Consider the following 18,766-nt stretch of genomic DNA (forward strand, 5'->3'; position numbering starts at 1 on the left):
GTCGATCACGGAGACATACCGACACCTTCCGGCGGCCTCCGGCCGCGTGGGGGCGCGGCACCGACGCAGACGGACCGGGCCCGTGGGTCTGGGGCACGGACGCGGGCTGAACCGGTCCTCGGGTTATGGGTCCGGGGCTGGGGTCGGTCGGGTCGCTTTTGCCTTGCCACCGTGGTGGACACGGTGAAGGCGCGCTGGGGCGGTGGAGGTCCGCGGGGCGCCGGCCGATCTGGCGGCTTGGATGGCGGTCCGGCGCCGGGCAGAGCGTTGCGGGCGTCGACGGGAACACTTCGAGCTGGGGCCTTGGCCCCGACCCGGCGGACTGGCTGTTCAGCTGGGCGTGGGCCCTACTCGTAGCGGTACTTCAGCGAGTCGGCCTCGGCCCGCTCGATGTCGGTGATCGTGAGCTCCGGTATCCGCAGCTGGGCCAGGGTTACTTCGGCCGAGGTCGGCTGGGCGTCCTCGGGCAGCCACTGCTCGGGCTTCCATGCTCCGCTGCGCAGGAGGGACTTGGGGCAGTGGGGGTAGACCTCGTCGATGCCCAGCACCAGCGCACTGGCCGGCGGCTTGCCCACGGCGGTCAGCTGCGACAGCAGCTCCGGGCGGGTGGAGACGCAGGCCCGACCGTTCACCCGGAGCGTTGTGGTGCGGCCCGGGATGACGAACAGCAGTCCGGCCCGTCCGGTGGCTATGACGTTCTGCAGGGTGTCCAGACGCTTGTTGCCGGTCGCGTCCGGTATCGCCACGGTCCGTGAGTCCAGCACGGCGACGAACCCCGGGGGGCCGCCGCGCGGGGAGACGTCGCAGTTGCCTTCGGCGTCCGTGCTGGCGACCAGGACAAGTGCCGAGCATGCGATCAACCGCCGTGTCTGGTCGGTGAGTTCGGCCATCTGCTTGCGCACGGCCGCGGCACTGGGGAGTTCGTAGACCCGGCGCAGCGTCTCCTGGTCGGACACGGCGTCGAGGCGGAGCGAGTCGAATGCGCTGCCGGCGAGGGAGGTCGTCATGGAACCGACCCTAACGGGCTGTCGATCTTGTGGTCGGTGGCACGCAGGGCGGCTACTTGCTGGTTGCCTGGGAGATACAGGTGTGCGAGTGTCGTGGTCTCTCGGAAGGGACTGGTCATGACGTTCGCCATGGTTCTCGGTGACTCCCGCCCCCGCGCTTCGATGCGGGAGCGGTAGGCCGAGTACGACGCATCGGTCTGTGCCACGGCACAGGCCACGGAGGCCGCTCCTCGTCGAAGTGCTCTTCGTGCCCTTGCACGTTCGATCACGAGGAGTACACCGTGTCCACGATCTGCTGGACCGAAGCCGGGACTTCCTGCACCGCAGGCTGGCATTCCGAGAACGCGGCACCGCCGCCGCTACGGGTCGTCGTGGCGGACGACAGTACGAAAGCCGACACCGCGTACCGGCTTGCCTGCGAGGGCACGGCTCTTTTGTGGCGCGGCGATTTTCACAACGCGCGCCAGCTGATGCAGGCCATGGCCCGGCGCATCGACCGCAAGGCTCCTCGCGGCGGTGGCAGCCCGGCGGAATCCTTTCATCTGCACCGCCGGGCCCGTCGGCACCGGGCGCGGGTGCTGGGGCGGCTCCTGGTGCGGCTGGACGTCGGTCACGGTCTGGATCTGCGGCGCGCCCCCGACGTGCGGGAAGCGTGCGCCGAGGCGTACGGTCCGCCGTCCGGGCCGACGGCCGTCTCGTTGACCGAGCTGCTCGGTGTCATCGGGGCCCACGAGTGGCGGCGACGCGGCGTGGAGGTCCCGGCGCTCGGCGCACGGGTGCATCCGCACTATGGAGTGTTCTCGCCGGTGCGCGGGGAGTACGTGGACCTGGTCGCACAGGCGCCGCTTCCCGGCGGCGCTGTCGCCTTCGACCTGGGCACCGGGACCGGGGTGTTGGCCGCCGTCCTGGCGAAGCGGGGCATGGCGCGTGTTGTGGCGACCGACATCAGCGCGCGTGCGCTGGCCTGCGCACGGGAGAACGTACGCCGCCTGGGCTTCGCGGACCGCATCGACGTGGCGGATCCCGGACTCTTCCCGGCGGGACGCGCGAACCTCGTCGTCTGCAACCCGCCTTGGCTGCCCGGGAGGCCGAACTCCACGGTGGAGCAGGGCGTCTACGACGCCGACGGGGTGATGCTGCGGAGCTTCCTGACCGGGCTCGCCGTACACCTCGAACCGGGCGGGGAGGGCTGGTTGGTGCTGTCGGACCTGGCCGAACACCTCGGGCTGCGCAGCCGTGCCGATCTGTTGGCCCTCATCGAGGCGGCGGGCCTGGAGGTGGTGGGGCGGCTCGACACGGCTCCCCGGCATCCGCGGGCGCGGGACGCCGCGGACCCGCTTCACGCCGCCAGGGCCCGCGAGACGACTTCCCTGTGGCGTCTGGCGGTGCGCTGAGGTCAGGGCTTGCGCAGGTCGGGGGCCGGACCGTCGGTCAGCAGGCGCCGGACCGAGGACCAGGCGGCATGCTGCGCCTCCGCGATCCTCGGCGGGCTGTCGCCGAGGATCCGGATCCATGCCCCGCAGTCGTGCGGCAGGATGCTGACGCCGTAAGGGAGTTCCAGGAACGCCAGTGCCGCGTGCAGGGCGTCGGCGATCTCCTTGGGTGCACGGTCGGTCACCACGAACAGCGAGGACACGTGGTCGTGCCCGGCCTGTACCGCCGGCCCCGCGGCCGCGCCGGCCTCCAGGCGGAGGGTGTCGACGGCCAGGAGCGTGCCGTCCGGGCGGCGGAACTCCAGGTCGGTGGCCAGGTGGTGGTACGCGTGCCGCTCGTCCCGGGCCAGGCGGCCCGCGGCGACGGTCTCCCCGACCACCGCGGTCGCGCCGGGAGCCACCGTCACCGAAGTGTGCTGGTAGAAGCGCGCCCGCGCGAAGGGGATCAGCGGGTCGGGCAGGTACTCGACGTAGGAGCCGGGTTCCGCGGTGAGTCGGACCAGTTGCGTCGCGTAGTCGTGCTCCATTCCGTAGACCTTGGTCGCGGCCTGCGTGGTGACGTGCACACGGGTGTCCGGTCCGCAGCGCACGTCCATGCGGTAGCGGTCGGCCTGGGCGATGCCGCCGCCGGTGGCCATGACGTACACGAACGCCATGTCCGGCAGGTGCGGATCGACGTACAGCGGGCGCATCAGTTGCAGGGGCGACTTCTGGTAGCGGCCCACCAACTCGGTCCGCCCCGCCTGGTGTTCGAAGGCGAGGTCGAGGATGCCCACCTTGGCCGGCGAACCGGAGGGGAGCGTGTCGGGCGGCCCGGCGAGCGCGGCGAGCCGCGGGGGCACGCGTGCGGGCTCGTAGTACTCGGGGCTCAGCCGGTCCACGGTGGGGGAGGGCATCAGCGCAGGACCTTGCGGCGGGTCCCGAGGAAGTCGGCGATCTCGGCCAGGCCGTGTCCGGTGAGGCAGTCGGTGAGCGCGACCGGGCGGCCCTCGCGTACGCGGTGCGCGTCGGACTCCATGACGCCCAGGTCGCAGCGCACGTACTTGGCGATGTCGATCTTGTTGATGACCAGCAGGTCGGACTCGGTGATGCCGGGGCCGCGCTTGCGCGGGATCTTCTCGCCCTCGGACGTGTCGACCACGAACACGAACATGTCGACCAGGGCCGGGCTGAAGGTCAGGGTGAGGTTGTCGCCGCCGCTCTCGTACAACAGCGTGTCGACGTCCGGGAACTGCTCCAGCATCTCGGCGCCCGCGGCGAGGTTCATGGTGGGGTCGTCGCGTACCGCGGTGTGCGGGCAGGCGCCGGTCTCGACGCCGACGACGCGCTCGGGGGCGAGGACGCCGTCGAGGGTGCGCCGCACGTGCTGGGCGTCCTCCTGGGTGTAGATGTCGTTGGTGATGACGGCGGGCCGGTGCCCGCGTTCGATCAGGATCGGCACGAGCGCCTCGATGAGCGCGGTCTTGCCGGAACCGACCGGCCCGCCGATACCGACGCGCAGCACGTTGTCGTCCATGGTTCTCCTCCGAAGGTTGCGGGTGGTTCAGGTGGCGAACAGGCGGGCCTCGGCCCGCTCGTGGCGTCCGGACATGACGTCGGCGGCGAAGGTGTGCCCGCCCAGGTCGGCGAGGTCGCGGCGGAGCGCGGCGCGGCCGACCTCCTCGATGACCTCGGCCGCGCCGCGCAGCAGCACCTGGGCGCGGCGGTGGTCGGTCAGCCGCAGCCGCAGCGCGGCCCCGGCGAAGCTCGCGCAGAACGCGAACAGGTCCGCTGCGACGGCCTGTTCCACCGGGACGTCGGTGGCGGCGTACACGACGCCCGCGGCGACTGCCTGGGTGCCCGGGGACTCGCGCCGGGCGACCAGGGCCGCATACTCGACGATGCCGGGCCGGGCGAAGACCTCGGCGGCCAGGTCGACGAGTTGCCTGCCGGTACGCGTGGCCGCGAGCCGCATGCCGCGGTTCAGCTTGGACGCGTACAGGCGTTCGTCGACCGCACGCACTCGCGGCCAGTCGGCCGCGCTCGCCGCCCGGTGCGCGAGCGCCAGCGCGGTGGCGTCGCCGGGGCCGACACCGTGCCGCAGAACGTCGGCGAGCAGGTCGGCGAGCGTGTCGGGGGTGACCGCGCGGGCCTGGGCAAAGCCCTCCAGGCTGTGCGAGAGCGTGTAGAAGCCGCTGGGGAACGCGGAGTCGGTCAGTTGGAGTTGGACCAGGAGGGGACCGAGGGGCGTGGCCCCCGGTCCCGGTCCGTACGTCGTGTCGGCGTCCTGGTACACGCGGCTCAGGCCAGGAAGAACAGTTGGTTGAGCGGGAGCGAGCGGGCGGGTGCGATGGTGGCCACCTCGCCGTCCAGGGTCACCTTGTACGTCTCCGGGTCGACCTCGACGTGCGGGAGCGCGTCGTTGCGGACCATGTCGCGCTTGCCGACGGTGCGGGTGCGCGAGACCGGCAGCACCCGGCGCTTCAGGTCCAGCTTGGCGGGTACGCCGTTGGCGATCCCGGCCTGCGACATGAAGGTGACGTGCGTGCTCTGCATCGCGCGGCCGAGCTGGGCGAACATCGGGCGGTAGTAGACCGGTTGCGGGGTGGGCAGGGAGGCGTTCGGGTCGCCCATCTGGGCCCACGAGATCAGCCCGCCCTTGATCACCATCTTGGGCTTGGCGCCGAAGGAGTTGATCGGCCACAGCACGATGTCGGCGAGCTTGCCCGCCTCGATGGAGCCGATGTGGTCGCTCGCCCCGCAGGCGATGGCCGGGTTGATGGTGAGCTTCGCGAGGTAGCGCAACACCCGCGCGTTGTCGTTGCGTTCGCTGTCCTCGGCGAGTTTGCCGCGCTGGTCCTTGCAGTGGTGCGCGGTCTGGAACGCGCGCGTCACCGACTCGCCGATGCGGCCCATGGCCTGCGAGTCGGAGGAGAAGATGCTGATCACCCCGAGGTCGTGCAAGACGGTCTCGGCGGCGATCGTCTCGGCGCGCACCCGGCTGTCCGCGAACGAGACATCCTCGGGGATGTCGTGGGACAGATGGTGGCACACCATCACCATGTCGAGGAGTTCGTCGACGGAGTTGACGGTGTACGGCAGCGTCGGGTTCGTGGACGAGGGCAGGATGTTCGGCTCGCCCGCGACCCGGATGATGTCCGGTGCGTGCCCGCCGCCGGCGCCCTCGCTGTGGAAGGTGTGGATCGTACGACCGCCGATCGCGGCCCGGGTGTCCTCGAAGAAGCCGCCCTCGTTGAGGGTGTCGGTGTGGATCGAGACCTGGATGTCGTACTCGTCCGCGACCGCCAGCGCGTTGTCGATCACGGCGGGCGTCGAGCCCCAGTCCTCGTGGACCTTCAGCCCGCAGGCCCCGGCCTCGACCTGCTCGGTGAGCGCACCGGGCAGGCTGCCGTTGCCCTTGCCCATGATGCCGATGTTGACCGGCATGTCCTCGACGGCCTGGAGCAGGAGCCCGAGGTTGTACGGGCCGGGCGTGCAGGTCGTGCCGTTGGTGCCGTCGCTGGGACCGGTGCCGCCGCCGATGAGGGTGGTGATGCCGTTGCTCAGCGCCTGCTGGGCCTGCTGCGGCGAGATCAGGTGGACGTGGGTGTCGATGGCTCCGGCGGTGGCGATCAGGTGCTCGCCGGAGATGGCCTCGGTGCCGGGGCCGACGACGAGGCGCGGGTCGACGCCGTTCTGGGTCTGCGGGTTGCCGGACTTGCCGATGCCGACGATGAAGCCGTTCTTGATGCCGATGTCGCACTTGACGACGCCGACCACCGCGTCGAGCACGACGACGTTGGTGATGACGGTGTCCAGGGCGCCCTGCGCGCAGGTGGCCTGCGGGTCGGCGGCCATGCCGTCGCGCATGGTCTTGCCGCCGCCGTACACGACCTCTTCGCCGTAGAAGCCCTCGTTGAAGTCCTTCTCGACCTCGACGACGAGATTGGTGTCGGCGAGGTGGAACCGGTCGCCGACGGTGGGGCCGAACATGTCGGTGTACTGCTTGCGGGGGATGACGGGCATCAGCGCGCACCCTTCTTGGCGGACTTGGCTGCGGACTTCTTGGGTGCGGGCTTGGGTGCGGTCTTCTTGGCCGCGCTCTTCTTGGCCGTGGCCTTGGCGGTCACGGCTTTGGTGGCGGGGGCCTTCTTGGCGGCGGTCTTCGTGGCGGACGTCTTGGCGGTCGCCTTCTTCGCGGGGACGGTGGGCGGCTCGGGGTCGGGGACCGTGGCCGTGGCGCCGGCGAAGCCGCGTTCCACCGCCCTGCGGGCGGCCTCCGCGCGGGCCGCCCGTGAGACGACGCTGCCGTTGAGCAGCCCGCTGAACCCGACCAGGCGGCGCGTACCGCCGAACTCGCACAGCTCGACCTCGCGGGTCCCGCCCGGCTCGAAGCGCACCGAGGTGCCCGCCGCGATGTTCAAGCGCATCCCGACGGTCGCCGAACGGTCGAACGACAGCGCCGAGTTGACCTCGAAGAAGTGGTAGTGCGAGCCCACCTGGACGGCCCGGTCCCCGGTGTTGTCCACCGAGACGGTCAGGGTGCGGCGGCCGGCGTTCAGCTCGATCGGGTCGTCGCCGTAGATGTACTGCTGTCGAAACACCATGGGATCCGGGCTCCTAGGAGACGGGGGAAACGGGGGCGGGCGCGGCGCGGTCGAGTCGGTGGGGGCGCGGGTGGGCGTGTGCGTGTGCGTGATCGTGGCTGTGTGCGTACGCGTCGGCGTGGCCGTGCGCATGCCCGTGCCCGTCACCGTGGCTGTGCGACGTCCCGTGGTGGTCGGCGGCCCGCAGCGCGGACCCGATGCCGTCGTCGCCGGCCGACCGCATGCGCCGCAGCGCGGCGTCGACGCGCGCCGCCAACACCCGGGCGGCCGCGGCCGGGGAGAGCAGCGGCTGCGCGTCGGGCAGCCCGGGCGCCACGAACGACGCCGCCAGTGCCGTTACCTGCGCGGCCCCGAGGGCGCGGCAGCGCTCGGCGCCGCGTTCCGGATCCGGGTCACCGCCCAGGAGGGCGACCTCGACGATCCGGTGCCTGCCGTACTGCCAGACCAGACGGGCGACGCGGAACAGTTCGGCGTCGTCGTACGCGTCCCCGGCCGGCGCGGCGACCAGCAGCCCGTGCTCGGCCGGCACCCGCGACGCGGCGGCCCGCAGCCACCCGGTCAGGTGCTCGGTGGTACCGAACCCGTCGGCGAGCACGACCCGTTCGCGGCTCTCGCGAGGCAGCGCGAGCAGTGTGCGCGCGGTGTCCGCGACCATGCGGGGGTCGCGTCCCAGCGTCATCGGCACGACGCATACCGGCGAATCGGTGTCGCGGAGGAGGGCGCTCACGTGCTGGTGCAGTGCGCGTCCGCACGGGACCGCGGCCAGGCCCGCGCCGAAGGTGCCGGACAGTGCCGCACCGTCGGCGCTCTCGTGGCCGCCGACCGCCACGACCGCGACGTCCACGCGTCAGCCGCCGATCGGGTCGTGGCACGACACCAGCTTGGTGCCGTCCACGAAGGTCGCCTCGACCTGCAACAGGCCCAGCATTCCCCGGACTTCGGGCATCGTGTCGGCCTCGCCGACGATGTGCCGGCCCAGCTCCATGCAGTCCGCCACCGACTTGCCGTCGCGCGCGGCCTCCAAGATCGCCTCGGTGATGAGGGCGACCGCCTCGCTGTAGTTGAGCTTGAGGCCGCGTTCCCGGCGCTTGCGCGCCAGGTCCGCCACGACGTACACCCACAGCTTGTCCATCTCGCGGGGTGCCAGGTTCATTGTGCGGGCCTTTCCGGGGAGGAGAATCGCGGCAGCTGCGGCACGGCGGCCATGAGCACCCACGTGGTGAGGATGAACGGCCAGGTGAAGGTGTGGCCGCCGAAGGGCTTGAAGAACGACGTGAGGGCGGCGGTCAGGCCGGTGGTGACGGCCGCGCCGAACAACGCGTACGCGCCGCACCACACCGTGCGCGGCAGGAACACCGCACCGACCGCGATGGCCACCAGCACCGCGTTGTAGCCGTAGATGCCGTTCTCGATCAGCGACGTCGGCGCGCCCAGCGCCCACGCCACCACGATGCCGACCACGCTTCCGGCGGCGGCGAACGCGGCGACCCGCCACCCGGCCAGGGCCAGGCCGACGAGCATGATCAGCCCCACGTACCAGGTGTCCACGAGGAAGACCTGCGCGACGTTGGTGAAGAATCCGTGCCACAGGTCGGACCACGACAGGCCCGTGTCACCTGTGGTCGTCGTCGCCACGGCGGCCGGACTCCCGTCGTGCCAGACGCGGGAGAACGACGGTGCGCCGACCACCATGACCCCGGACACCACGCAGAAGGGCGCGGTCAGCGGCGTCAGGCCGTACGGCTTCAGGAACGTCGTCAACGCCGCCCCGAGCAGCGTGCACAGCACCGCGCCGACCACCGCCAGGATGTACGTCGACGGGTGGTTGCCCAGCGACGACACCAGGGCGATGCCGGTCAGGCAGCCGCTGTAGCCCTGGAGGCCGAGGGCGATCGAGGACCGGTCGGCGCGCAACGCGGCCGCTGCCACCGTCGACACGACCGTCCCGATCGTCGCGAACAGCCCCGTCTCCCAGCCCGCGACCCACAGCGCGGCGAGGATCACCGCACCGGTGAGCGGACTCGACTGCAGGTCCACCTGCGCGACGCCGCGCAGCCAGGCCAGTCCGAGCGCCGTGGCCTGCCCGGGCGGTGCGGGGGCGGGCCGGTCGGACGTCACGGACAAGGTCGCTCCTCGCAGCCTTGGACACGCGGTCGGAATCGCCGCGTCCTGCGTCACGGTGTCCACCCGCACACCGGGTCAACCGCCGCCATCGGAGTGAAGAACCGGACTCTGGGACGGGCGGCCCGTGCCGATGCGGGCGCCGGACGGGTGATCTTCGGCGGCGGCGGCGTTGCGCGGCGGGCCGCCGCCGCGCGGTGCGCTTCGATCTGCGCGACACCCGACACCCGACACCCGACACCCGATGCGAGACCGGAGACGCCATGCTCACAGCCGCGACCGCGGACACGGGGAACACCGCGTGGCTGATGGCCAGTACCGCCATGGTCCTGCTCATGACGCCGGGCCTGGCGTTCTTCTACGGCGGCATGGTGCGTACCCAGCACGTGCTGGTGATGCTGAAGATGAGCTTCGCGTGCCTCAGCCTGGTCACCCTGATCTGGCTCGCGGTCGGCTACAGCCTCGCGTTCGGACCCGACGCGGGCGGCGGCCTGATCGGCAACCTGGACTACGCGTTCCTGCGCACGCTGAACGCCGACGACGTCCGCAACACCGTGCCCACGCTGCTGTTCTCCTGCTTCCAGATGTCCTTCGCGATCATCACCGTCGCACTCGTCAGCGGCTCCATCGCGGACCGCGCGACGATGCGCGGCTGGCTGGTGTTCGTGGTGGCGTGGACCCTCCTGGTGTACGTCCCGCTCGCCCACTGGGTGTTCGCCGACGACGGCTGGGTGCACGCGGACCTCGGCGCGCTCGACTTCGCCGGAGGACTGCCCGTCGAACTCAACGCCGGGGCCGCGGGTCTCGCGGTGGCGATCGTGGTCCGCAAGCGCAAGGACTTCGCCCGCGGTTCCGTCCGCCCGCACAACCTGCCGCTGGTCATCATCGGCCTCGCCCTTCTGTGGTTCGGCTGGTTCGGCTTCAACGCCGGGTCGGCCCTCCAGGTCGAGGGCGGTGCGCCCACGACCTTCCTCAACACGCAACTGGCCGCCTGCGCCGCGATGATCGGCTGGCCGCTGGTCGACAAGTGGCGGCTGGGCCGCGTCGAGATGCTCGGCGTGGCGTCGGCGGCGGTCGCCGGCATGGTCGCCATCACCCCGGCCTGCGGCGAGGTCTCGCCGCTCGGCGCGGTCGCGATCGGCTTCGTCGCGGGTGTCGTGTGCGCGTTCGCCGTCAACCTCAAGTACCGCATCGATGTCGACGACACCCTGGACGTCGTCGGCGTGCACGGCTGGGGTGGCATCGTCGGCGTGGTCTCCGTCGGGCTGCTCGCCACGTCGGCGATGAGCGGCAAGAAGGGCCTGTTCTACGGCGGCGGATTCGACCTGCTGTGGCGCCAGGTGGTGGCGATCCTCGCGTGCGGCACCTTCTCCTTCGTCGTCACCTGGCTGATCGCGCAGGCGGTGCACCGTACGGTCGGGTTCCGCGCCGCCGACGACTACGCGCACGTTCCCGGGCGGGACGAGGAGGTCGCGTACGACGACGCCACCCTCGACGAGATCCGCGAACGCCTGGCCGCCGCCCGGGGGGCCGAGCCGGCCCCGGTGACCGCGGGCGCCCCCACGGACGCCGAACTGCTGCGGGACATCGCCGATCTCGTCGCGCAGCGGGAGGTCGACAAGTGACCGTCCCGGGCCGCGCGCCGCACCGGACGGGGGAGTGACGATGGGACCGTCGGTCGACTCGGGAAACACCGCGTGGCTCATGATGGCCACCGCCATGGTCCTGCTCATGGCCCCCGGCCTGGCCTTCTTCTACGGCGGCATGGTCAGGTCCGGCCAGGTCGTCGCGATGCTCAAGATGTGCTTCGCATGCCTCGCCTGCGTCAGCCTGCTCTGGTGGGCTGTGGGCTACACCCTGGCGTTCGGCCCCGACGCGGGCGACCTGGGCGTGATCGGGACCTTCGAACACGCCTTCCTGCGCGGCGTCGGCGTCTCCACCACGACGGGCGACGTGCCCACGGTGATGCACGCGGCGTTCCAGATGAGCTTCGCGGTCGTCACCACCGCACTCATCAGCGGCTCGATCGCGGGCCGCGCCAAGATGACCGGCTGGGTCGCCTTCGTGTGCGTCTGGACGCTGCTGGTCTACGTGCCGATGGCGCACTGGGTCTTCGACCCCGACGGCTGGGTCGCCGACCAGGTCGGCGCGGTCGACTTCTCCGGCGGCACCGTCGTCGAACTCGGCTCGGGTGCCGCGGGGTTGGCGCTCGCGGTGGTCGCGGGCAAGCGGGCCGACTTCGCCGACCGGACGATCCGGCCGCACAACATGCCGCTCGTCGTCATCGGCGCGTCCCTGCTGTGGTTCGGCTGGTTCGGGTTCAACGCCGGCGCGTACCTCACCGGCCCCGGCGCGACCACCGTCGCGTTCCTCAACACGCAGCTCGCCGCGGGCGCGGCGATGGCCGGCTGGGCGGTCCCGCGCTACCTCCAGGCACGCAGCGTCAGCCTCGTCGACATGTGCATGGGCGCCATCATCGGGCTGGTGGCCATGACGCCGCTGTCCGCCGGGGTCAGCCCGGTGTGGGCCACCATGATCGGCTTCGTCGCGGGTCTGACCGGCGCGTACGCGGTGCACTGGAAGTACCGCTTCGGCGTCGACGACACCCTCGACGTCGTCGGCATCCACGGCTGGGGCGGCCTGTTCGGCATGATCGCCGCGGGATTCGCCGCGACCGGAGCCGTGACCGGCACCAAGGGCCTCTTCTACGGCGGTTCGTGGACCCTGCTGGGCAGTCAACTGGTCGCGGTACTGCTCCTCGGCCTGTACTCCTTCGTCATGACCGGACTGATCGGCGTGGCGGTCGAGAAGACCGTCGGCCTGCGCCGGGACGAGTCGGCGGCGCCCGACGAGGAGCAGCCGTACTCCGCCCCGCTCACCCTGCACCTGCGCGACCTCACCGACACACTCCGCGGCGTCGGCGAGCCCGCACCGAAGGGGAGCGCCACCCAGACCGTGCGGCAACTACGTGTGCTGCTCGCCCGGCAGGCGTCCCACAAACCCAACGCCCCAACCGACAACGCCACCCCACGCCCAAGGACGTAGCCGCAACCCGCACCACCTACCGACCGTCCGCCAGCGGGTGACGACGCCGAGCGCCGCGCGCAAGCCGGCGCACGGTTCGTGTTGCCGAACGCCGAGATCGTCAGAGCTCGCGTGCGCTGACCTTCCGGCACCGGACGGGAATAGCAGGCGACTGCTGCGCTGCGGGAAAGCCGGTAGGTGCGGTGCCGTGACGGCACGATGTACGGTGCCGTCCATGACATCGTTGCGAGCCCGGTAGATGACGGGGCCGACACCAGAAGAACGACACGAATTCCGAGAGGCGTTCCTCCTCTCCCTGCGGCGCGGCGAAGTTCGGTCCGGCGTGGTCACCGCAATCCACAACTTCGGTGTGTTCGTCGACATCGGCGGGGTCGACGGCATGGTGAACGTCGCCGAGTTGAGCTGGAAGCACATCGACCACCCCTGCGAAGTGGTCGAAGTGGGCGAGCAGGTCGACGTCGAGGTCCTGGACGTCGACATGGACCGCGGGCGCGTCGCGTTGTCGCTCAAGGCGACGCAGGAAGACCCGTGGCAACGCTTCGCCCAGAACCACCCGGCAGGGCAACCGCTTCACGGCGTCGTCACCAAACTCGTTCCGTTCGGCGCGTTCGTCCGCATAGCCGACGGCATCGAGGGCCTGGTCCACATCTCCGAAATGGCCTGGCAGCCCGTCGAAACTCCCGAACAGGCCGTCCAAGTTGGCGACCACACCACCGTCAAGGTCATCGACATCGACCTGGAACGACGCCGCATCAGCCTGTCCCGCCGTCAGGCAGCCACTCCGCCCCACCAGCCGGAGTGACCGCGCGCAACGGACACAGCGGTCAGACCGGCGCGGGTCGGCCGAATCGGCGGCGTCGTGGCCGTGATGGCCGACGAGCGGGACGGGATCACCGGCTTTCACAGCGGGGGATTCCTGCCGCGTCACCCGAGTGAGCTACGCGCGTCTTCCAGAATCCTCAGCACTCCCAGCGTCGCGTCGAGGGGCATGATGCGGCTTTCCACGCGTCCGGCGCGCACGCAGTCGCGGACTTCGCGGGCCTGGGCGGCGTAGGCCTCGGAGGAGGAGTCGATCCGGAACTCCTCGGGCACCGCGGGCCGGAAGTCCGCGCCGTAGGTGTACACGGAGATGTGGGTCGTCTCCTGGAAGGCGGGCGCGATGTCGATGCGGCCCTTCGTGCCGACGACGGTGGCCGTCATCGGGAGCATGCCGACGAGCGACGTCTCGAGCATCGCGCGGGCGCCCCCATTCCAGCCGAGCAGCAGCGCGGTCTCGGCGTCCACACCACTCGGCCCGAGCGCGCCGACCGCGGCCATCGAGTCCGGGGAGCCGAGCAGCAGGTACGCCAGCGCGACCGGGTAGATGCCGAGGTCCAGCAGCGCCCCGCCGCCGAGGGCGGGATTCCACAGCCGGTGCTGCGGGACGTACGGCACCGGGAACCCGAGCGACGCACTCACCGACCGGACTTCGCCCAGCGCGCCGGACTCGACGGTGGCCTGCACCCGCTGAATCAGCGGGTTGAAACGCATCCACATGGCTTCCATGAGGAACACGTCCGCGGCCCGGGCCTGCGCGACGAGTGCCTCGGCTTCGGCGAAGGTCACCCCGAGGGGCTTCTCGCACAGCACGGGCTTCCGGGCGGCGATGGCCGCCTCGACGATCGCGCGGTGCTGGGCGTGCGGGGTGGCGACGTAGACGGCGTCGACGGCGGGATCGGCGATCATGTCGGCGTACGAACCGTACGCCGTACCGCCGGCCACCTTGGCGGCAAACTCGGCGGCCCGGTCCTTGCTCCGCGACCCCACGGCGGCGATCCGCATGCCCGGCTCGGCGGCGATCACCCGCCCGACGGTCTCGGCTATCGAACCGGTGGCTGCGATCCCCCAGCCGAACGTGTCGGCGGTTTCGTCGGTTGCGGTCATGCCCCACCCCTTGTTGGCTGCTGTGCTTCTCACGACAGGGACATCATCAACGGCGAGGCGAGGCGTCGGGTGCGTGGCCGTCGTCGACACTCGCGTCGTACGGTAGTCCAGGTTGGCTTGGCGGCTACTGGGTTCGCCTCGCGCCGCTCACGGACGGGCGGTCCCGCTGCGCTGTTGGACGCCGCGCTCGCGCGCGCCGCTCCTCGGGCCGGCGCTCAGAAGCGGTGCAGGTCCTCGGCGGTCCAGCCTCCGGGCGCGTCCGGGTCGAAGGTCTCCGGGGCGGCAACACCAATATCCGTGCGGTGGCCGCTGGTGTGCGCGACGGCGCGCAGCACCAGGCCGGTGCTGTGCCAGCCGAGCGCGCTGACCTCGGCAAGCGCGACCGGGGTTCCCGCGGCGAGGCTCGCTGCGATGCGCAGCATCAGCGTCTCCCCGGAGGCCCCGGGCAGGTGGGCGTCGACGGCCTCGTTCCAGCGCACGGTCGCGAGCGGGGTGTCGGTGACGTCGGGGTCATCCGTGTAGTCGACGAACGCCCGGAAGTCGGCGCGGCCGGGCCACACGTCGTGCTCGACGAGCAGGGCGACGGCCGCCTCGCTCGGCAGGTGGCCTGCCGCGCCCGCGCGCAGCGCGGCGGTGAGCTGGTCGAGCGGGAGATCGGTCGCGGCGGGGGAGTTGGTCATGCTCGATTGTCCACGGTCACGGCGGTGCCCCGCGGGAGGCTGGCTGTGTCGCGGGTTCGGGCGAGTTCCGGCGACCGGCCGCCGACCGAAGGCCGGCTCGGCTCCCGTTGGTCGCGCCCGCGTGGGATCAGATGTCGGGGGCTGCGGGCGGTCCCAGTTCTTGCGGCCATGGCGTGGTCGGGGGGTCGCTCGTCAGGAGTCGCTCCAGGGTGTCCAGCCACTTGTGGGGTTCTATGGTTGTGGTGGCCAGTTCGGTGAAAGCCCAGATCAGCACCTGTTCCGAGGTGCCTTTCGGGAAGACGCGGCGGAAGGTCGGCGTCACGTTGATCGGCATCACGTCGGGCCGCAGACGGTCATAAGGCGGGTCCAACCTGTTCGGCACCCTGCGTGCGTGCTCGGGGGAGATCGCCAGGATCGCCCGGAGCATCGTCAGCCCGTAGAAGCCGAAGAGGTCTTCGAGAGCGCCCCAGGGGTTGTTCCAGCGGGGGTCGGTCCATCGGTCCTTGTACGCGGCGAGCATGGCGCCGTACGCCGCCGAGGCCGGGGCAAGACGGGCCGTCGCCCCCTGTGCCGCGGTTCGCGCGGCATCCAACGGCCCCACCAGTGCCCGGTACTGCTCGCCGAGCGACTTGCCGAGCGAGTCCCTCAGGCCCCGCTCACACTCGCGTTCGATCCGTCCGAGGTCCGGCACCGCAGCCCGGGCGGCGGCACCGGCGGCCGTCTCCTCCACGAGCAGGGGCAGCAGCTTCCGCGCATGTGACCCTGCGACCACGTCCTCGGCCTGCCCGAACGGCGCGATCAGTGCGACCAAGGCGTCCCGCACATAACCGAGTTCGACGGCCCTGGCGGCGCGCAGGTCGTCGAGGACGGGCGCCCGTTCGACGAACTCGGCCACCGCCGCGTCGCCGGCCGCGGCCATTGCGCCGAGTTCCGACCCGGCTTCGGTACGCGCCGCAAGGCCCTCCAGCATCGCCTTGACCGCAGCGGACGGCTGCGCCGCGTCGCGCTCGGTCAGGCGCGGGTCGGCGTCCCGCAGCAACGCGAACGCCTGGGCCGCGACCTCGGGCCGCCGCGGCGCGGCCGCCCTGCGGAACGCCTCCGCGCCGGTCCGCGCCAGGTGCTGCACCAGGTCCAGCCACATCGGGCGACGCCTCGCGGGAATGCCGGCCCACGCCTGCGCCGGCATCCGCGCGGGCTCCCCGGCCGTCCGCAGTCTGCGATCGGTGTCGTCGATCCAACGGTCCACCCGCTCGGCAGCCAGACGCCGCAACTGGTCGTCGGTGGCGGATATCGGCTCAGGCATGCACCCTCCCCCAAGGCCATGTCGTCGCTGCCGGACGGCCCCTCCCCGAGAGCGGAACAGCGTCCCGCTCCTTCCGGCGCTCCTTGGGAGTGTGCCATCACGGACTGATCCGGGTCAGGCAAATCCGCGGAAGGCCGACACACGCCTGGAGCGGCTGCCGGATCGTGCGTCGTCAGGTGCGTTCGGCGAGCCAGGACCGGATGGACGCGGCGATGCGCTCGGGGTGGGTGAGCGGGCCGAAGTGCCCGAGGTCCGGGTGGGATTCGAGGCGGGCGTCGGGGAACTGCTCGGCGAGGCGGTCGAAGCGTCCGCTCGGCGACTCGACGCCCTGGACCAGGACGACGGGGCAGCGCACCTCGGCCATGGCCGCGTAGACCTCCGCGACGAGTGACGAGACGTACACTTGCGCCTCGTTGAGCGGGCGGCACTTGAGGCGGACGTGGTCGCCCTCGGCCACGAAGCCGTGCTCGACGTACGCCGCCAGGACCTCCGGGTCGAAGGCGTCCATCGGCGGCTTCGACGCGTAGTTGCGGGCCGCCTCCGCGCGGTCCGCGAACGCCGGGCGCCGCCGCTTCGTCGGCTCCACCAGCGGGTTGGACTGCACCTCGCCGGCCGCGGGCGGCGGGAACGCGGCGGGCTCGTACAGCCACAACGAGTCGAACGTCCCCGGCCGCGCGGCCTCCGCGAGGACCAGGGCCGCGGCGCCGCACGAATGGCCGATGCCGACGAGTGGCCCGTGTCCGCGGGCCGCGAGGTCGTCGGCCACCGCCAGCACGTCGTCGCCGAACGCCGCCCACGGGAAGTCGTAGCCCTCGGGCACCGGCGTGTCGCCGTGTCCGCGCAGGTCCAGCGCGTGGCAGTCGACACCGGGCAGCCGGCGCGCGGTCGGCTCCCACACCCGGCCGTGGAAGCCGGTGGCATGCGCGAGCACGGCGGTCACCTCGCCCTGCGCCCGGTCCGTACCCGCGACGGCCGAGCTCAGGCGGTGGACGGCGGGAAGCACCTTCGCCCGGGGATCGATCTTCATGGACGAAGTCAACCACTTTGCCGGCGGTCGGCTCCGGTCGCCCCCGGTACCGCCCCGGGGAAGGGCGGCGGTACCGGGCGGCCGGGGCGGCCGGGGCGGCCGGTGGCAGCTCACAGCGCCGGACGGCGCCCCGCGGTGTACGCCCACGGCCGTGCTTCCTCCACCGCGGCGCCGACGCGGAAGACCATCTCGTCGTCGTACGTCTTCCCGACGATCTGCACGCCCGTCGGCACCCCGTTCGCCGCGAACCCGGACGGCACCGCGAGCACCGGCACGCGGCTGCAGATGTTGAACGGCGGCGTCAGCGAGCCGTGCAGGTAGAAGTCCGTCTCCACACCGTCGACCACCAGCTTGGTCTCGGTGAAGTCCTCGCCCGCCGGGAACGCGGGCAGGGCCATGGTCGGACAGACCATCGCGTCGAACCGGTCGAGCAGCTCGCCGAGTTCGGCGTAGATCTCGCCCTCCAGCGCGAGCCCCTCGGCGAACGACAGCTCGGACGCGGCCGTCTGCTCGTGGAACATCCGGAGGTACGGGGTGACCAGATCCGGCGCAGCCGCCGTCGCCTCGCCGGCCTCGGCCCCCATCACCGCCGCGAAGTGCGCGAGCAGGGCCCGCTCGATCAGGTCGCGCGTCCACCCGAGCGCGACCTCCTCGACCACCGCACCGGCCGCACGCAGCGCCTCGCCCACGGCCCGTGTGTTGGCCGCGACGTCCGGGTCCACGGGGTAGTCGCCGAGGTTGACGCACAGCGCGATGCGCAGACCCTCGGCGCCGCGCGCTCCCGCGTACGCCTCGGGCAGTACCAACTTCGGCCGCAGCGACACCACATCGCCCTTCCACGGCCCCGCGATCACGTTCTCCAGCAGCGCGCAGTCGGCGACGGTCCGGGCCATCGGGCCGTCGTGGCAGTACTGGTCGAGGCTGTACGGCGGCATCGCCGGGACCCGTCCGAACGGCGGCTTGAAGCCCACGACGCCGTTGCACGACGCGGGCATCCGGATCGAGCCGCCGATGTCCGAACCGGTGGCCAGCGGCGCGTACCCGGCCGCCAGCGCGGCCCCCGAGCCGCCGGACGAACCACCGGGCGAGAACTCCGGGTTCCACGGATTACGGGTCAGACCCCACAGCTTCGACTGGGTGAACGCCGCCGCGCAGAACTCCGGGGTGCTGGTGCGCACATGGATGATGCCGCCGGCCTCGGTGATCCGCTCGATCACCGGGTGCGTCTCCGTCGCGATGTTGTCCGCGTACAGCAGCGACCCCATCTGGTGCGGGCGTCCCGCGATCGGGTGCTCCTCCTTGGCCGCGATCGGTAGGCCCTCCAGCGGGCGTACCTCTCCCGCGCCCTTGCCCAGGTAGCGCCGCTCCGCCTCCCGCGCGGCCGCGAAAGCCTCGTCGCGCAGCGACTCGACGACGGCGTTGACGACAGGATCCGCGGCGTCCACCCGGTCCACGACCGCGGTCAGCAGTTCGACCGGGGAAACCTCGCGGGCGCGGAACGCCGCGAGCGCGTCGGTCGCCGACAGATAGGCGAGTTCGGCGGATACGTCAGAGGGCATGGTGACTCCCTTACGGAGGTTGCGGAGGTTGCGGAGGCTGCGGAGGCGTGTGGTGGTTGCACAGGGTTGTCGTGGTGAAGAC

General features: G+C 71.7%; 17 protein-coding genes and 1 pseudogene. 4 read left to right on the forward strand and 14 right to left on the reverse strand.

The window, feature by feature from the left end:
* Positions 1 to 347 precede the first annotated feature (347 nt).
* Positions 348 to 1,007 (reverse strand): MSMEG_1061 family FMN-dependent PPOX-type flavoprotein, encoded by a 660-nt coding sequence (locus AB0C36_RS28165; protein WP_358359180.1) that lies wholly within the window; start codon positions 1,005 to 1,007, stop codon positions 348 to 350.
* A 281-nt stretch (positions 1,008 to 1,288) separates the two neighbouring features.
* Here AB0C36_RS28165 and AB0C36_RS28170 point away from each other — a divergent pair, with 281 nt between their 5' ends.
* Entirely contained in the window at positions 1,289 to 2,401 is a 1,113-nt protein-coding gene (locus tag AB0C36_RS28170) for a methyltransferase (RefSeq protein ID WP_358359182.1), read from the forward strand.
* A 2-nt stretch (positions 2,402 to 2,403) separates the two neighbouring features.
* Here the strand turns inward: AB0C36_RS28170 and AB0C36_RS28175 are convergent, their stop codons facing one another.
* From AB0C36_RS28175 to AB0C36_RS28210, 8 genes are read right to left on the reverse strand one after another with little or no spacing between them, the layout of a single operon-like run.
* A complete protein-coding gene (locus tag AB0C36_RS28175) occupies positions 2,404 to 3,336 on the reverse strand; it encodes an urease accessory protein UreD (RefSeq protein WP_358359184.1) in 933 nt (310 codons plus the stop codon).
* Positions 3,336 to 3,956: an urease accessory protein UreG gene (gene ureG / locus AB0C36_RS28180; RefSeq protein WP_358359186.1), complete on the reverse strand. Its 621-nt coding sequence runs from the start codon at positions 3,954 to 3,956 to the stop codon at positions 3,336 to 3,338. The genes AB0C36_RS28175 and ureG overlap by 1 nt, the downstream gene beginning before the upstream one ends.
* Before the next feature lie 27 nt (positions 3,957 to 3,983).
* On the reverse strand, positions 3,984 to 4,715 hold the full coding sequence (locus AB0C36_RS28185) for an urease accessory protein UreF (protein WP_358359188.1): 732 nt from the start codon (positions 4,713 to 4,715) through the stop codon (positions 3,984 to 3,986).
* A gap of 5 nt (positions 4,716 to 4,720) precedes the next feature.
* On the reverse strand, positions 4,721 to 6,445 hold the full coding sequence (ureC, locus tag AB0C36_RS28190; RefSeq protein WP_358359190.1) for an urease subunit alpha: 1,725 nt from the start codon (positions 6,443 to 6,445) through the stop codon (positions 4,721 to 4,723).
* On the reverse strand, positions 6,445 to 7,026 hold the full coding sequence (locus AB0C36_RS43270; protein WP_435839131.1) for an urease subunit beta: 582 nt from the start codon (positions 7,024 to 7,026) through the stop codon (positions 6,445 to 6,447). Before AB0C36_RS43270 ends, ureC begins: the two co-directional genes overlap by 1 nt.
* A 13-nt stretch (positions 7,027 to 7,039) precedes the next feature.
* On the reverse strand, positions 7,040 to 7,870 hold the full coding sequence (locus AB0C36_RS28200) for a sirohydrochlorin chelatase family protein (RefSeq protein ID WP_358359193.1): 831 nt from the start codon (positions 7,868 to 7,870) through the stop codon (positions 7,040 to 7,042).
* Between the two features lie 3 nt (positions 7,871 to 7,873).
* Positions 7,874 to 8,179 (reverse strand): urease subunit gamma, encoded by a 306-nt coding sequence (locus tag AB0C36_RS28205; RefSeq protein ID WP_358359195.1) that lies wholly within the window; start codon positions 8,177 to 8,179, stop codon positions 7,874 to 7,876.
* On the reverse strand, positions 8,176 to 9,144 hold the full coding sequence (locus AB0C36_RS28210) for an urea transporter (protein ID WP_358359256.1): 969 nt from the start codon (positions 9,142 to 9,144) through the stop codon (positions 8,176 to 8,178). Before AB0C36_RS28210 ends, AB0C36_RS28205 begins: the two co-directional genes overlap by 4 nt.
* A gap of 266 nt (positions 9,145 to 9,410) precedes the next feature.
* Here AB0C36_RS28210 and AB0C36_RS28215 point away from each other — a divergent pair, with 266 nt between their 5' ends.
* The 3 genes and pseudogenes from AB0C36_RS28215 to AB0C36_RS28225 all read left to right on the forward strand — a co-directional run.
* Positions 9,411 to 10,772: an ammonium transporter gene (locus AB0C36_RS28215; RefSeq protein ID WP_358359198.1), complete on the forward strand. Its 1,362-nt coding sequence runs from the start codon at positions 9,411 to 9,413 to the stop codon at positions 10,770 to 10,772.
* 40 nt (positions 10,773 to 10,812) lie between these two features.
* A complete protein-coding gene (locus AB0C36_RS28220; RefSeq protein ID WP_358359201.1) occupies positions 10,813 to 12,192 on the forward strand; it encodes an ammonium transporter in 1,380 nt (459 codons plus the stop codon).
* 274 nt (positions 12,193 to 12,466) lie between these two features.
* Positions 12,467 to 12,967: pseudogene (locus AB0C36_RS28225) on the forward strand (S1 RNA-binding domain-containing protein); the annotation flags it as partial.
* Between the two features lie 149 nt (positions 12,968 to 13,116).
* On the opposite strand, the gene AB0C36_RS28230 reads toward AB0C36_RS28225, so the two are convergent.
* The 5 genes from AB0C36_RS28230 to AB0C36_RS28250 all read right to left on the reverse strand — a co-directional run bounded on the left by AB0C36_RS28230 (position 13,117) and on the right by AB0C36_RS28250 (position 18,684).
* Positions 13,117 to 14,115, reverse strand: a complete 999-nt coding sequence (locus AB0C36_RS28230; protein WP_358359203.1) for a Gfo/Idh/MocA family protein — start codon at positions 14,113 to 14,115, stop codon at positions 13,117 to 13,119.
* 215 nt (positions 14,116 to 14,330) lie between these two features.
* Positions 14,331 to 14,795, reverse strand: coding sequence for a hypothetical protein (locus AB0C36_RS28235; protein WP_358359206.1), 465 nt, complete (start codon positions 14,793 to 14,795; stop codon positions 14,331 to 14,333).
* 127 nt (positions 14,796 to 14,922) lie between these two features.
* Positions 14,923 to 16,098 carry a hypothetical protein gene (locus AB0C36_RS28240; protein WP_358359209.1) on the reverse strand — a complete coding sequence of 392 codons (1,176 nt, stop codon included), beginning with the start codon at positions 16,096 to 16,098 and terminating at the stop codon, positions 14,923 to 14,925.
* A 172-nt stretch (positions 16,099 to 16,270) separates the two neighbouring features.
* A complete protein-coding gene (locus tag AB0C36_RS28245; protein ID WP_358359211.1) occupies positions 16,271 to 17,125 on the reverse strand; it encodes an alpha/beta fold hydrolase in 855 nt (284 codons plus the stop codon).
* A gap of 110 nt (positions 17,126 to 17,235) precedes the next feature.
* A complete protein-coding gene (locus AB0C36_RS28250; protein WP_358359213.1) occupies positions 17,236 to 18,684 on the reverse strand; it encodes an amidase in 1,449 nt (482 codons plus the stop codon).
* Between the last annotated feature and the right edge of the window lie 82 nt (positions 18,685 to 18,766).

Source organism: Streptodolium elevatio (assembly GCF_040649515.1).
GTDB classification, from domain to species: Bacteria; Actinomycetota; Actinomycetes; order Streptomycetales; family Streptomycetaceae; genus Yinghuangia; species Yinghuangia elevatio.